This window comes from Sporosarcina sp. Y1009 (genome assembly GCF_057669865.1).
This window is the reverse complement of sequence record NZ_JBYHFO010000001.1, coordinates 318,142-334,218: the sequence shown is the minus strand read 5'-3', so window position 1 is coordinate 334,218 and position 16,077 is coordinate 318,142. Positions and strand designations below refer to the sequence as shown.

At 38.9% G+C, this 16,077-nt stretch carries 9 protein-coding genes and 1 riboswitch; of the genes, 8 read left to right on the top strand and 1 reads right to left on the bottom strand.

Features of this window, described 5'->3' with window-relative positions; translation table 11 throughout:
* The first annotated feature begins 178 nt into the window (after nucleotides 1–178).
* The 8 genes from AC25Y1_RS01690 (at nucleotide 179) to AC25Y1_RS01655 (ending at nucleotide 15,699) form a co-directional block, all read left to right on the top strand.
* Nucleotides 179–3,448, top strand: a complete 3,270-nt coding sequence (locus AC25Y1_RS01690) for a non-ribosomal peptide synthetase (RefSeq protein ID WP_488146197.1) — start codon at nucleotides 179–181, stop codon at nucleotides 3,446–3,448.
* Nucleotides 3,445–6,315 (top strand): type I polyketide synthase, encoded by a 2,871-nt coding sequence (locus tag AC25Y1_RS01685; RefSeq protein WP_488146196.1) that lies wholly within the window; start codon nucleotides 3,445–3,447, stop codon nucleotides 6,313–6,315. Before AC25Y1_RS01690 ends, AC25Y1_RS01685 begins: the two co-directional genes overlap by 4 nt.
* A 30-nt stretch (nucleotides 6,316–6,345) precedes the next feature.
* Nucleotides 6,346–7,590 (top strand): MupA/Atu3671 family FMN-dependent luciferase-like monooxygenase, encoded by a 1,245-nt coding sequence (locus tag AC25Y1_RS01680; RefSeq protein WP_488146195.1) that lies wholly within the window; start codon nucleotides 6,346–6,348, stop codon nucleotides 7,588–7,590.
* On the top strand, nucleotides 7,574–10,861 hold the full coding sequence (locus AC25Y1_RS01675) for a non-ribosomal peptide synthetase (RefSeq protein ID WP_488146194.1): 3,288 nt from the start codon (nucleotides 7,574–7,576) through the stop codon (nucleotides 10,859–10,861). The genes AC25Y1_RS01680 and AC25Y1_RS01675 overlap by 17 nt, the downstream gene beginning before the upstream one ends.
* A gap of 499 nt (nucleotides 10,862–11,360) precedes the next feature.
* Nucleotides 11,361–12,536: an AAA family ATPase gene (locus tag AC25Y1_RS01670; protein WP_488146193.1), complete on the top strand. Its 1,176-nt coding sequence runs from the start codon at nucleotides 11,361–11,363 to the stop codon at nucleotides 12,534–12,536.
* A gap of 14 nt (nucleotides 12,537–12,550) precedes the next feature.
* Nucleotides 12,551–13,969, top strand: a complete 1,419-nt coding sequence (locus AC25Y1_RS01665) for a vWA domain-containing protein (protein ID WP_488146192.1) — start codon at nucleotides 12,551–12,553, stop codon at nucleotides 13,967–13,969.
* A 317-nt stretch (nucleotides 13,970–14,286) separates the two neighbouring features.
* The gene (locus tag AC25Y1_RS01660; protein WP_488146191.1) at nucleotides 14,287–15,108 is read left to right on the top strand and encodes a DUF2726 domain-containing protein; all 822 of its coding nucleotides are present in this window, start codon (nucleotides 14,287–14,289) and stop codon (nucleotides 15,106–15,108) included.
* Nucleotides 15,109–15,227: 119 nt separating this feature from the next.
* A riboswitch (SAM riboswitch) is annotated at nucleotides 15,228–15,327 on the top strand.
* 75 nt (nucleotides 15,328–15,402) lie between these two features.
* On the top strand, nucleotides 15,403–15,699 hold the full coding sequence (locus AC25Y1_RS01655; RefSeq protein ID WP_488146190.1) for a hypothetical protein: 297 nt from the start codon (nucleotides 15,403–15,405) through the stop codon (nucleotides 15,697–15,699).
* A 125-nt stretch (nucleotides 15,700–15,824) separates the two neighbouring features.
* Here AC25Y1_RS01655 and AC25Y1_RS01650 read toward each other — a convergent pair whose 3' ends face one another.
* The gene (locus AC25Y1_RS01650) at nucleotides 15,825–16,073 is read right to left on the bottom strand and encodes a hypothetical protein (protein ID WP_488146189.1); all 249 of its coding nucleotides are present in this window, start codon (nucleotides 16,071–16,073) and stop codon (nucleotides 15,825–15,827) included.
* Nucleotides 16,074–16,077 lie beyond the last annotated feature (4 nt).

Genomic DNA, 16,077 nt, shown 5'->3' with positions numbered 1-16,077 from the left:
GCAAACACCTAAAATCCCTTGATTATTAATCGAGGGATTTTAAATACCTGATGGAATTCCTCTCCAACAAAAATGTGCGTAAAAAAGTTTCTTCAAGATTCGTCATATAATGAAAGCGATTTTTTGGATTTAAATCCAAATACAGATTTCATAAATTATAACAAAGAGGTGAATTTATTTGAATCAGATAAATCAAACGTTTTACCCTTTAACTAATGCTCAAAAAAGGGTCTGGTTTATTGAAAGAATGTATCCAGCTTCCGGGCTAATGAACTTAGCTGGATCTATAAGATTTTCTTCCCAAGTTGATCTCGAACTATTAAGAAGAGCGGTTCAGCAATTTATTAAGGAGAATGAATCAATTGAGATTCAAGTTTTTCAGGATTTAAAAAAAGATGAAGGCGTCTACCAAAAGTTGTATTCAAAGGATACTCCCCATGATATCCCTCTTTTGGATTTCAGCGGTCAATTAGAATCCAAAAAAATGGCGGAGTCCTGGATTGAAGAAACCACTAAATTGCCTTTTAAGTTCGGTTCAAGTCCATTGTTTTTGTTCGCAATTCTCAAGATTTCAGGAAATGAGATTTGGCTTTATTTGAAAGCACATCAAATCATTTCGGATGGAGTGAGCTTCCACCGTTCTTGTAATGAAATTGCGGATATTTATCAGCATCTCGCACGGGGGGAGGTAAGAGAGTTCAGTAAAAAGCCTCTTTATACTGAGATGATAGAAAAAGAGAAGAAGTACTTTACCTCTAGAAGATACAAAAGCGACAAGGAATATTGGATGCAAACCTTAAAAGACATTCCAGATTCTATTTCTTTAAAGAAAGCAGGGGTTCATCAGAATGTTATAGAGAGTTCTCGGCATATAGTCAGCCTTGATAAGAAAACGAGAGGACAAATCGATCATTTATGTATGGACATCGGTGTAACGCCCGCAGCCTTTTTTAATTCTTGTCTCTACGCTTATTTTTACCGAATAACAGGCAAGAAGGATATTATTTTGGGGCAGGCTACTCGGAATCGTACAGGAATAAAGGAAAAAAGAACCTTTGGTATGTTTGTAAATATGGTTCCTTTTCGGTATGAAATTAGTCCGTTTGATTCCTTCAAAAACACATGTAGGCATATTTCAGATAAATATTATCAGCTTCTCCGCCGTCAAAGTTTCCCATATAACCACATCTTGCCAGGGTTAAGAGAACAACATGGAAGTGTATACCAATTATTTAATATCTCAGTCGAGTTTCAAGTGATAAATTTTCAGCGATATAAAGACCTACACTATGAAATCGAAATCCATCCTTGGGGCTCGCTGGAGCATGACATGGTCATTCATATCAAAGACAGAAGTGATTTAGGAACGTACCAGTTTGAATTTGAATACCAGTCTAACCTATTTAATGAAAGTGAAATTGGTGAATGGGCGATTCGATATTTGGAACTTTTAAAAGATGCATTAGTACATCCGGACAAACTGATAAAGGAGTTAAACTTGCTTCCAAAATCAGAGGCTCAGCAAATCATTGTAGATTGGAAAAAAACGGAGCAGAATTATGATTTGGAGCACACATTTATAGATTTATTTCATGAACAAGTGAATACTTCGCCACATGCAGTTGCTCTTGAATACAAAGAAAAAAAGTTGAGTTACCTAGAGTTGGATCAGCTCACGGAAGTATTGGCAAATAGATTAAGAAACAAAGGGATTGGTCCAGAATCAGTTGCAGCAATCATGCTTCCCCGAGGGATAGACTTTATAGCTAGTATAATCGGCATTCAAAAAGCAGGAGGAGCCTATTTGGCCATTGATCCCGATTATCCGATAGCACGGATTACGTCTATGTTGCAAGACTCAGAGGCTAACATTCTCCTAACCTCAGACCTTATCAAAGAAAGGTTGGTTGATTTTAAAGCAGGGATCATAGATGTTAAGACTCTCTATCAGGATACAGACTTACAATTAACGAAATTAAGGGACCAGCCCTTCCCGCCTCCTAAACCGGATCATCTCGCTTACCTTATATATACTTCTGGATCTACGGGAAAACCAAAAGGAGTTATGATTGAACATCGGGCTTTGAGTAATCTGATATACAATACACGTGATGAATTGAATCTAAACGAAAAATCTAGGGTGCTGCAATATGCCTCCTGCAGTTTTGATGCTTCCGTATTTGAGATATTTCCTACGCTTTGCAGTGGTGGAACGCTCGTTCTGGAGGATGTGGAAATATTGCTCCCGGGTCAGCCATTAGCAGATGTGTTAAGAGAAAGAGAAATCAACATGGTCACTCTAACTCCGTCCGTTCTAATGAAACTATCCGCCTATGGAGACGGAAAACTAAAACTGAACGAAAACTTGCCTCTGCTTAAAACCATTATATCAGCAGGAGAAGCCTGCCCGCTGGAAACAGCTGTTTACTGGAGCAGACATCGACGGTTTGTAAACGGATATGGACCTGCAGAATCTGCCGTTTTGACGACAATTGGTGATTTTAGAGGAGAAGAACATGTGAATATTGGGCGACCAATAAAAAATATATCAGTTTATATTCTGGATGAAAATCAGAATGTAGTTCCTCCAGGTGTAATTGGTGAAATTTTCATTGGGGGTGCTGGTCTTGCAAGGGGCTACAGGAATCGCCCTGATTTAACAGAAAAGTCTTATGTAATGGTTAACGTAGAAGGTATAGCCAGAAAACGTCTATACAAAACAGGGGACCTTGCGCGCTTTCTACCCGATGGAAGGATTGAATATCTCGGTCGCAATGACAGCCAGATTAAAGTCCGCGGACAGAGGGTGGAATTAGGCGAGATAGAGAATGTTTTAGAGCAACACCCCCTGGTTAAACAAGCGGTGACGATAGCAAAAGATGATGAAAAGAGCGGAAAAAGGATAGCAGCATTCATTATTCCAAGTCCTGCCGCCAATCTAAATGCGTCGAAATTGCGGTTGTATCTTCAAAACCTTCTACCAGCTTTCATGATACCAAACCAATTTAAATTTGCGAAAGAACTGCCATTATCACCTCATGGAAAAGTCGACCGGAAGAAGCTCGAGAATGAATCAATAGAGTATGAAGATGCTCCTACTCAACATAGTCTGCCAGCAAGCAGACTTGAACAGACATTGGCCTCTATTTGGAGTGAAGTTTTGGGAATCAAGGTAGTGGGTGTTGAGGAAAATTTCTTTGATTTAGGAGGGGATTCTTTCAGCCTATTATGGGTGCATCAAAAAGCCCAGGATATTATGGATAGTTCTCTATCCATAATTGACATGTTTCGCTATCCTACCATACGAAGTTATGTAAAACATATCAACGCAGAAAAACAGCAAAGGGAAATACCTACTATCAAGGACTGTGAAAGAGTAACACAACTTAGAGAAGAACAGAGGAAACTTCAACAAAACCTAAGAATGCAATGGAGGGTAAAGAATTGAAGATAAATCTGGAAATACAAAACGAAGAATTACAGGGTATAGCAATTATTGGCATGTCTGGTCGATTCCCTGGAGCAAACAGCACGCAACAACTTTGGGATAATCTTCTACAAGGAAAAGAATCTATTACTTTTTTTGAAGAAAATGGAACACCGAGAAGTGCATCAGGCATTATTGACGGTGCAGATGAATTTGATGCAACCTTTTTTGGAATGTCGCCTCGTGAAGCAGAGTATACAGATCCGCAACACCGATTGTTCTTGGAATGCGCTCATGAAGCGTTTGAAACTGCTGGATATGGGAAGTTTAGCGAGGATGAAAGAATTGGTGTCTATGCAGGTAGCGGACAGTCGGGATACCTTCTTCATGTCCTAAGTCAGAAGAAACTGGTTGATAGTATAGGAGAATACCAGCTATCACTTGGGAATCTACCTGACTTTCTTACTACTAGAGTGTCTTATAAATTTAATTTAAATGGTCCAAGTATGGCAATTCAGACAGGATGTTCGAGCTCACTTGTAGCCGTGCATACAGCTGTTCAAGCATTACTTACTTATGAATGTGACATGGCATTGGCAGGAGGAGTCTCAGTTAGGGCCGATCAGACTAAAGCTTTTAAGTATCGGGAAGGAGGAATTTTATCAGAGGACGGACAGTGCCGTGCTTTCGATGAGAATGCCAATGGGACGGTTCAAGGAAACGGTGTAGGGGTAGTTCTTCTTAAGCGACTTGAGGATGCAGTAGAGCAAGGAGATCAGATTTTGGCTGTTGTCAAGGGAACCGCTGTAAACAATGACGGTTCACAGAAGATTGGCTACACAGCCCCCAGTGTTTCTAGACAAGCTGATGTGATTAAAGAAGCCTTGTCCGTTGCAAATGTCAGCCCAGAGACCATCACTTATTTAGAAGCTCATGGCACTGGTACGGCTCTTGGAGATCCAGTTGAAGTTGCTGCCTTAACCGAGGCATTTGGCTCTACCTCTAAGAGAGCCTTTTGTGCCCTAGGCAGTGTAAAAACGAACATTGGCCACCTTGACAGCGCATCCGGGATAGCCGGTCTTATAAAAGCAGTTCTTGCGCTTCAGAATAAGAAAATCCCACCAACACTGCATTTTAAAAAGCCTAATCCTAAAATCGACCTGGCAAACAGCCCATTCTATGTAAATACTCAAAGTCAGGAATGGAATACAGGTGGGCTACCAAGGAGAGTAGGTGTAAGTTCTTTTGGAATTGGCGGCACCAATGCCCATGTCATACTTGAAGAATATGTGGATAAAATTGATGAGACCTCTATGTCGGAAGATACGAGAGCGGAGTTACTTTCTCTTTCAGCAAAGACTCCATCTGCTCTTCAAACAATGACAGATAATTTGGTTTCCTATATGGAGAAGAACAGACAGACAAATCTTTCTGATATAGCCTACACGTTGACAAACGGTAGGGATGAGTTTGAATACAGGATAACAGCTGTTGGTCATGACTGGAAAAGTGCTACAAAGTCCTTAAAGGAGAATATTAAGAAAAGGACTGCGAGTGAGGTACATTCAGACTCTTCTCTACCCCCGGTCTTCTTATTTCTTGAAAAAGATTCTTTAGAGATAGACAAGATCAAGGAATTGTATCAGAGCCAGTCTGTATTCAAAACAATAGTAGATGATTGTTCCGACTATTTACAATCAGCACTTTCACTGGATATTAGAGAGGTATTGTTTTCTTCTGAAGAGAAAGAGGATAAAGCATCCCTTAAGTACAAACAGCGAATATATGCTGAGCCAATTATATTCACGATCCAATATGCACTTGCCCTTCAATGGAAGGAATGGGGCGTTAGGCATGAAATAATGATTGGAGAGGGAATTGGAGAATATGTTGCTGCCTGCCTCTCACATGTCATGAAAGTAGAAGACGCCTTGAAATTGGTCGTGGAAAGAGCTAGATTCCTTCAGGATAACAATTCAAGTTCAGAAGCCAGGAATGAAAATGAAAAGTTAGAAAAGTTTAAACACGTTTTAGCTGAAGTCCAGTTGCAGAAGCCGAAATTTATATATATTTCGAGTATAAGCGGGGAATGGATTACGAATGATCAGGCCGTTGATCCTCTTTACTGGGTGAGTCATCTTTCTGAAAGTCCACGTATGGAAGAAGGAATATCTGAGCTTTTGAAAAGTGGCTATAACAGTTTTCTAGAAATGGGAAATGAGGATTTCCTTAACTCAATTATCAATAGAAACAGTGGAGAACTGAAGGTGATTCGAAGGTTTAGTGCACTACCAGCAGATGGGGGGAAATTCTCTTTTGAAGAAGTTCTTAAAACTGTCGGAAAACTGTGGAGCGCTGGCGTTGCAGTAGATAGGACATCTTTAGTCAAGGGGAGGAAATTTAAGAGAGTTGCGTTACCGACATATCCTTATGAAAAGAAAAAGTATTTCATAGAAAGAAACACTTTCTTTGATCAGTTTGCAGATATGCAAAACAGCTTAGAGGTTGAAAAGAATTATGAAAGAGAAACAGCATTTGTGCCTATCCGCAAAACAGAAGTGGAGGATAATATAAGGAAGATCTGGGAGGAACTTTTAGGTGTTGAGGGGATAAAAAATGACCAAGACTTTTTTCAACTTGGGGGAGATTCATTGTTAGGAGTCCAACTAGTAACACGTTTACGAGAAGACTTTAACCTAGATATTTCCATCGATATCGTCTTTGATTTTCCTACAATAGCTAAGATGGCCGAGAAAATTAATGGGGAACTTATTGAGGAAGATGATCTGACCGAGGTGGAGCAACTTTTAAGAGAAATTGAAGAAGATGACATAACCGAGGTGGAGCAACTTCTAAAGGAAATTGAAGCGATGTCGGAAAAAGTGTAATGCAGAAATGTTAAGGAGGAGGCCAAAAGGTTGAGCAAACTAATTGAACGAATGAATGCGCTCTCTCCCAGTCAGCGTGATTTACTTGAAAAACAGTTGAGAGAAAAGGGATTAAAAAATCCATTGCAAATTTCTTCCAGTGAAAGAAAAGATAAATTTCAAAAGAGTATTCATGAGCCTCCAGATAAACCCCATCCAATGAAAAAGATGGACTTTAGTCTTTTCTTTTTTTCTAGTGACGGATCTACCGATAAAACGAATAAGTATGATTTCCTTATCAACAGCGCTAAATTTGCAGATCAAAACGGATTTTCAGCGGTCTGGACCCCTGAAAGACATTTTCAAGACTTTGGAGGTTTATACCCAAACCCTTCCGTATTAAGTGCTGCTCTAGCTACAGTGACCGAGAACATTGAATTACGTGCAGGAAGTGTTGTACTTCCTCTACACCATCCCATCCGTTTTACCGAAGAATGGTCTGTAGTGGACAACCTTTCAAATGGAAGAGTATCTGTAGCTTTTGCAACAGGATGGCATCCGACTGACTTTTTGCTGGCACCGATTCAGGATCCTTTATACTATACGGAACGAAAAGAAGAAATGTTCAAGTCTATTGAAAAGATAATAAAACTATGGGAAGGCGAACATGTATCATTCGCAAACAGTGAAGGGAATATATACAGCATCAAAACTCTCCCAAGACCTCAACAGAAGCAGCTCCCTATTTGGATCGCAACCAATGGAAACCCAGATACCATTTTGCAGGCTGCTAAAATAGGTGCCAACATCTTAACGGGCATGCCAAGGGGAGGAATTGAAGAGTTAGAGGGAAAAATCTCAATGTACAAAGGGTGGCTTAAAGAATTCGGATATAGCTCGGACTCGAAGAAAGTCGCTGTAATGCTACACACCTGTCTGGGAAATGATAACTTTGTTATTAAAGAGAAAGTAAAACAGCCATTGAAAGAGTACTTGAAGAACTTTATAAAACAGCATGAAAATATCCATAAAGATTACGAGAAATTATCCTCAGGTGACTTTGATGTGCTTGTCTCAAGGGCTTTTGAGATGTATTATCAAGAATCGGCATTATTAGGTACACAAGAAAAATGTGCTAGATTGGTAGAAAATCTTATCAACGTTGGAGTCAACGAGATTGCTTGTTTAATAGATTTCGGAGTAGACGTAGATACAGCGGAGAAAGGGTTACACATGCTGAAAGAGCTAAAAAACCAATTTACCGGAGGGGCAAAAAACAATGAAAAGTTTGAATGAGAGAATTAATGCTTTGACTCCCGAACAGCGTGCACTGTTTGAAAAGCGGCTTAATGCAAAAAAAATAAGCCCTAAATGGCAGTCTACCTTAAAGGGCAAACGGATCCAAAGCCGTAATCATAACAACCCCAGCCCGCTTTCCTTTGATCAGGTACGTCTATGGTTTTTTAATAGAATGCATCCAGAAGTATGGGCTTATAATGTTTACGGAGTGGCAAAGTTTAAGGGCAAATTAAACCATAGTGCATTGGAACATAGTATAAATGCAATAGTTCAACGTCATGAGGCGTGGAGAACTGTATTTGATGCAAGAGAACCATTGCAATATGTCCTGCCGGAATTGCGGATTGAAGTGCCTACTGTTGACGTAACCTACTTAAAGGAGCCTGACCAGGGGGAGGAAATTCAGCGGCTTGTACAGGTAGAAGTGCAGCGCCTATTTGATCTGGAAAAAGGCCCACTTATCCGATTTAAGCTGTTCTATAAAAGTAACACAGAGGCTATGTTGGTCATGACCGTTCACCATATCGTTATGGACCACCTTTCATTTCCCATCTTTTTTGAAGAGATGGTTGCCAACTATAAGGCATTTTCGGATCATAAACCGGCTCAATTGCTTGATTTACCTGTCCAATATTCAGATTATACAGAGTGGCAACATGATTATTTGAAAGGAGAAATAAAGGAAAATCTGCTTTCTTTCTGGAAAGACCAGTTGAAGGATTCTGATTATGTGCTAGATCTCACGACTGATTTTCCTCGTACCCCCGCGGTGACATACAGAGGAGCACGTTCCTTTATTACTATCTCTAAGGAGGATCTAGATAGGTTAAAGGACATAGCAAAAGGGGAAAATGCCACGGCATTTATGATTTTTCTTACAGCATTCAAAGTATTGTTACACCGCTATACCGGACAATCTGATATCCTCGTTGGCTCTCCGCTGGCTAACCGTAACAGGCTTGAATTGGAAAAAGTGATAGGATACTTTCTAACAATGGGAACTTTCCGTTCTGATATTTCAGGGGATATGTCATTCAGGGAGCTTTTAAATAAAGTCCGTGAAACGGCAATAGGCGTTTATAAGAATCAGGACCTACCGATTGGCCTTCTGTTGGATGAAATAAAAGTTCCTATAGACCCTAGCAGGAATCCGCTCTTTCAAGCTGTATTTGTGTATATTGACGAGCATGAAGATAAGTTGAACCTACCTGAATTAGATATAGAGTTTCAGCTTATAGACGGTATGAATGCAAAGTATGACCTAACCGTAGGCTTTACTGAAAGTAAAAAGGGGTTGCAAGGATTTTTTGAGTATTCTCCGGATTTGTTCCGTGAAGAGACAATTTCGAACATGAAACACCATTTTTGCAGCTTGTTAAAGGAAATTATTTTAAATCCTGACATGAAGATTTCGGAGATGAAAATGCTATCGGAACAGGAACAAAATCAGCTGCTGGTAGAATGGAATCAAACTCATCAAGAACGATCTTTTGACCAATTCCTTCATTCATTGGTAGAACACCAGGCAGCAAAGACACCAGATGCTGTTGCAGTAAAATATGGCGGCAATACTTTGACTTACAAAGAATTAAATGAAAAATCAAACCAGTTTACACAATTGCTAATCAAATCTGGCATTACGAAACAATCGAAGATTGGTTTGGTGATGGATGCTTCACTGGAAATGATTGTCGCCATGTTAGGTATATTTAAAGCTGGATGTGTCTATGTGCCGGTCGAATCATCATTTCCTATAGAATGGATTCAATATGTTTTTAATGATGCTGGGGTTGAAACCCTTGTCACTCAGCCAAATTCAGAAGCAGGAAATGCTGTAAATGTGAAAAGAAAAATATATCTCGACCCTAATTGGAGTTCAATCAAAGATGAAAGTAGCGATAGCATCCAGTCAGAGATTTCCAAAAAAGATTTAGCTTATATCATGTATACCTCCGGTTCCACAGGAAAGCCAAAAGGCGTTGCTGTAGAGCACGACGGGGTATGCAACGTAATTGAACATTCCGTACCCCTTTTAGGACTATCCATAGACAGCAAGATGCTGCAACTGGCTTCGATTAATTTTGATGCTTCTATAGTTGAGATATTCTCCTCCTTGTCTTCTGGAGCTACACTATGTATTGCTCCAAAGAAAGCAAAGGCAGGGGGTATGGATTTGATTCGTTTTATTTCAGAAGAAATAATTACTACCATGATGCTTACACCAACTGTCATTTCAACCATAACTCCAGAACAGCTTCCAGACTCTGTTAATACAATGGCGTTAGCAGGAGAACCTGTTACTCTCGAAATTAAGGACTGGAAGACAGAAAACAGAAGAGTCCTCAATATTTATGGTCCTACAGAAACGTCCATTTATGTATTGACAAATGATTTTGATTATAATGATAAACCGTCATCTGTCGGAAGGCCGATACAGAATACGCAAGCCTATATTTTGGATGGAAATCAGCAGTTGATACCAATTGGAGTGCGCGGGGAACTTTATATCGGAGGGATTGGTGTTGCTAGGGGATATTTAAATAATGACAAGTTGACAAAAGAAAGTTTTTTGGAAAATCCTTTTAGGCCTGGGGAAATCATGTACAGAACCGGAGATTATTCCAAATGGCTTCCTGATGGCACGGTTGAGATTCTCGGACGTAAAGATGACCAGGTGAAAATTAATGGGGCTCGGATAGAAACAGGGCAAATTGAAACGGTTTTAAAGCAGTATCCTAGTATTGAAGAAGTAGTGGTAATTGTTAAAAGTAACAGCATGAACAGCAATTTTCTTTGTGCCTATTACCAATCGGTGAAAGAAGTTGATGAGGAAGCTTTACGTTCATTTTTAATGAATAATCTTCCAACTTATATGATTCCCGCACATTTTGTCTGGATTGAAAAATTCCCGATTGGAAATACCGGAAAATTGAATAAGAAAGCATTACCTGAGCCGACAATCGAGTCAGAATACAGCAGAACCTTTGTCATGCCAATCAGTGAAGGCGAAAAAATTATGGCTTCTGTCTGGGAAGAGGTATTAGAGATTAACAACATTGGATTGGAAGACCATTTCTTTAACTTAGGGGGGGATTCACTAAAAGCAATCCAGGTATCTTCTGCTTTATACAAACGAGGATGGGAATTTGAAATGAAGCAGGTTTTTCTGAATCCTATCTTAAAGGATTTGTGCTTATATCTACATCCTATATCTAATGAGGCATTTTTTAAATGGTTTTATGATTACCGTAGCCGGGGTAGTACGTAAGCACCCGTGGGTGATAGAACCCATCAACTAAACCGTCCGCCCCAACTTGTAGAAACATGATTGAGGCTGGTTCAGACCTAGATCCCGTATAACAAGCGAAGCTATAGATCACATGGATTATGATACTTGAGGCTTTGACGACCTCGTTTCACAGCGTTATGGGTCTTGTTCCACAAATACGAATAAAACGTTAAATGAAACGAGCTTGTATATAATAGGATGTAACCCTGTCGTATGAAACGCAAGACCTTTCACGTTGCGAAAAAACGCCATTATATTGTTCTGTGATTGTTGAGTTCAAAAAATGATTGTTTGTCACACAGATTACGCTTAAACGATCCGCGAACCCCTAAAAGGTTCAGCGGATCATTTTTTTATTCCTTATTAATCATCCATATAAACTGAGAGTGAAAAAAGTTTAATCCGATAAGAAATTGGACAAGTTCTATTAAACAAGGTCGATTCATTTTTTACATTATAAATCAAGGGGATATATATCATGACAAGTCGTGATTTCAAGAAGTTGGAAGACATTAGACATGCCCTAAATTTAAAATTTTACGAACGTGAGAAAGAAATTGAAGGAATTCTTGTCGCTCTACTCTCAAGACAGCATATGCTCATGATTGGGCCAACCGGAACTGCGAAATCAGCATTATCGGTTGAATTGGCTAAAATTGTAACAGGAACAGAATATTTTCAGTGGTTACTCACAAGGTTCAGCACACCAGAGGAAGTGTTTGGGCCGTTGTCTTTAAAAGATCTTGAGCAGGGTGTGTACAAAAGGAATACCAGAGCTAAAATGCCGGAAGCACACCTGGTTTTCTTGGATGAAATATTCAAGGCAAACTCGTCAATATTAAATAGCTTACTAACAATTATTAATGAAAGATTATTTTATAATAGTGGACCACCCACTCTAGTCCCCATAATGTCTGTAATCGGTGCGTCGAATGAATATCCCGAGGAAGATGAAAAATTGGAGGCATTATTCGATCGATTTCTTTTACGATACGAAGTTAAACGCATTGAAGAAGAAGAGAATTTTATAGCGATGATGAAGGATACCGGAAAGAACAACTTGATGCCGTCAATGACAATGGAAGAATTACTGCACCTTCAATTTCTAACAGATATGGTAGAGATCCCTGAAGTCGTATACGAAGCGCTTATTAAGATTCGTCAAGGGTTAAAAGATGAAGGGATACGCCCGTCCGATCGAAGGTACAAACAGTCACTCAGCTTACTTCAAGCAAAAGCCATGGTAAACCAAAGACAAATCGTGATAGTAGAAGATCTCTCAATTCTCGAACATGCACTTTGGGAAACGGTGGACCAAATCGAGACCGTTTCAAACATTATTCGCAACTACTCACACAACTTTGTTAATCAAACGCTTTATGCCATACAAAATGAAGCGAATGAAGTGTTTTATTCGGTACTTCATGATTATTCAACAGAGTTTGGAATGGAAGCATCTCAAAAAATGAAAATGCTACTCGCTGATTTGAATGATTTGAAAAGTAACAATCAAGCGAGAAAGGCTGATATCGAAGCATTGCTTGAGAAAGTGAATGGGATGCAGCATGAAATACTGAATCGTATGTTGGAACCATGGTATTTTGATGCTGTACATGAAAAGAAAGAATCTACCAGTTCCTTTTTTAAAATGTGAGGGGCAGCGTATTTATGAATAATGACAATTTTTCCGTATTGAACACAGACGCATTTGATAGAAGACGTTTTAGAGAAATTTTTGAGCTGTCATCTCGTCTACAAAAGATCAGAGAAGAAAGCGCGCTACCGATGTTTGAACACCTACTCGCTGATATTTGGGCATCCTTATATAAGATGAAGCCTGCAATTAGGGCAGAGGAAGTAGATCGTGTACTAATCGTTAATAAATTACTTATGGGAAGAATAATGGGACAAGAACAGTTTGTGAACTATCGACAGTTTACACGATTGGACGATTTATCTTCAGCGATCGGAACCGTGAAGATTGGGGAGAAATTAAACGAGTGGTTAGCAGAACAAACGCTGTTGAATGCAGAGTTGCAAGATGAAATTCAAGAAATTCAGACCATGCAAAGGCAATTACAAAAAAACGACATAGCTGAAAATAAGCATGCGAAACTTCAAACAGATATAAAAGAAGCGATGGCAGAGTTGAGCGAAAAACTTCAAAAGACGATGCAAAATATCAGCGGCAAATTTTCACTCACGATTGAACAAGCGATGCAGGAGACAAAACATGTGAAAGACAGCCTGAAATCCTTACTTGGTGGCACCAGTGCTGGTAGTGGTGACGCGGAACTGAAAAAAATTCCTTTGCGGGACCAAATTTCATTAGCAGAAAAAATTGCATCTACGAATCAAATGCAAGAAATTGCTGATTGGGCTGGCCGATTTAAACAAATTACCCGGAAAAAACAGAAATTCAAGCATAGCGAATCAATGGAAAGAAGTGGGGTTACGTTTGGCAATAACATTGAAAGACTGTTGCCGATGGAGCTAGTCTTGTACACACATCCAATCACGAGGATAGACTTCCTACGCCGTTTCGCGGAAGAGCAGACAATGCAATATGAGCAAGTAGGAAAAGAGATTCTGGGAAAAGGTCCAATCGTACTTTGTTTGGATCAGTCTGGAAGCATGTACAAATTAGATACACAGTCGAAAGGTTTTACATTAGCGTTGATGTCGATTGCAAGAAGGCAGAGAAGAGATTTTTGCTTAATCGTATTCTCTGCTCGCACACAAATTTTTAATTATGAAAAAGGGAAAACAAAAACTTCTGATATCATCAATTTGGCTCAAACGTTTTTAGGCGGCGGTACGGATTTTACGCTACCGCTTCTTGATGCAGTGAAAGTAATCAACGAAAGTCGTTTTAAACAAGCAGATGTCGTTTTCGTTACCGATGGTGAAAACGAAGTGGATGCATCATTTCTAGAAGGATTCAATCAGAAGAAAAGTGAAAAAGATTTTAAAGTACTCTCCTTAGTCATAGGAAATGAGACTAACACGGTCGCGCCGTTTTCAGATAAGGTAGTACAGGTCACAGACTTTAACGAGGCTGGAAGTTTTACAGCGTTTGATATATAAGATTAATGGGCACTGTCTTCGGGTGGTGCTTATTTTTTTAATCGTAGCAACAGATTTGATAAGAGGTTATCGTGAAGATCTAACTTTAAAAATAATAACTTAAGAAAATTCTATACATTATCTTCTATGTATTTTAATTCAATTTCAATTATAAATGTTATGCTAGTTGTAATAGTTAGAACGGTTTCAATAAGAAATGTCTTCAATAAAAAGGTTCTTTTCTTGAAGAAAGGAGTTTAAAGTGGATTTCAAGTACCTTTCACTAACAGAAGCATGCTGAAAGTGCCAGTTACCTGTTTAATTGACTGGCACTTTTAATGAGAGGAGTGTCTAAGATACAATTTCAGGGGAAAATTATTTTTATAGTAAAAGATCAATTTGGTTGCATCCACTTTTATAAAAAGAAATCACAAGCGCCAGCAAGTCTAGAACAATTCCAAGCCTATATCGAGTCTCTTCAAAAGGAGTTAGGTGAAAAGTTAATAAAATCGTATATTGTTGATACTGAAAATGGCAAGGGAAAGTACATTTGGGGATCCAATGTTTGGAGAACGGATTTAAATGAAAAAGTTTCTCCTCATCATCAAAAATACATAACATATTTAGAAGAGCATCGAAAAGAGATTACATTTATTGGGCCATATAAAGCGATGCGAACAAAGGGTTTGCATTTATGTTGTTATGGTCATGAATGGCGTACTCAGCCTATTAAGGTGAAAAGAGGCGAAACATGCCCTAAGTGTGAACATAAAATTAAAGAATCTAACGGAGTAAAATTCATCACAAAGCTACTAGTGAAAAATAAAATTGAATTCATTAAAGAAGTACATTTAACAACTTTCGGTCATGAGCAAGACCTGCGTTTAGATTTTTTGGTTTGTCAAAATAACCAACCATTATTTGCAATAGAATATAATGGTATCCAACATTACAAGCCAATAAGGAATGCTTATTTTGGAGGCTATAAGGGATATCGAAAGCGTAAACAACGTGATAGAATTAAACGTAATTATTGTTGGAAAATAGGTTTACCTATTATAGACATACCTTACACTGAAACAGAAGAGCAAATTGAAGAAACGGTTTTCCGTTTTTTGAATTTGTTTGAACTGGCCCAACCTTCGAATTCAAGTAAGTAAAGGAAGGTATCTGTTACACCTAACATAAATGATGACCGTTGCTGAACAATCGTCCGAAATTCAAAGTGACTGATAACTCAAGTTATGGTATACTATCACTAACTAAATAATAAACTCTTAACTTATTGAGAGAGATGGAGGGAATTGGCCCGACGAAGTCTCAGCAACCTGCCCGCTGGTAAGGTGCTACATCCAACAGGGAAACCTGAATGATGAGGAGAAATTTTTGTATGTAAACTCTTCTCTCGTCTGGGAAGAATTTTTTGTTTAGAAAAAATTTCAGGAGGGATTACGATGACAAATTTACAACAGCTATATGCGGAACGCGAACGATTGAAAAGACAAAAAGCAACTGGTGTTGCGAGTGCCATGAAAAGACATCAAGAAATCTCAAAACTTCAGCAGGAAATCGAATACTACGAACTTGGTGAAACAATCTCGAGAGCAGAAATTCAAGAAGAGTTGGCGGAAATTGAATTGCTGCAGGTGGAGATTGACCGTTTGACTGGCGTGGTTGCTGAGAGAAAGCGTGTTTTATCGGCTCATGTATTTGGAAGTCGTGAAAGTATAAGTAATTACGATTGCATATAAGTATAGGCTCATCTTTTTTGTTTGCTACAGGATTTACCAAATATGAAATTTTTAAAAAGCCTACTTCTTGCCTATTTTCGGCGAGGAATTAGGCTTTTGATATTCTGTAATAGGAAAGACATCACTTATAATGCTTTTATTTTTTCTTTTCTACTTGAAAGTCGAATACCCAACAAAACCCCGAGCAACATTCCAATTGTAGCACCGATTATAGCCCCTAAGTATCCGACAGCTTCATAACCACGCCCACCCATAAATTCAAAATCTGCAAAATGGTTACCACCTATATTCATACCAACGAATAATCCAATAACTAGCCCGATGACGGAGAGGATGACGCCCATGCCTAATCCATACAGCGTTTTACGTTTCATTTTA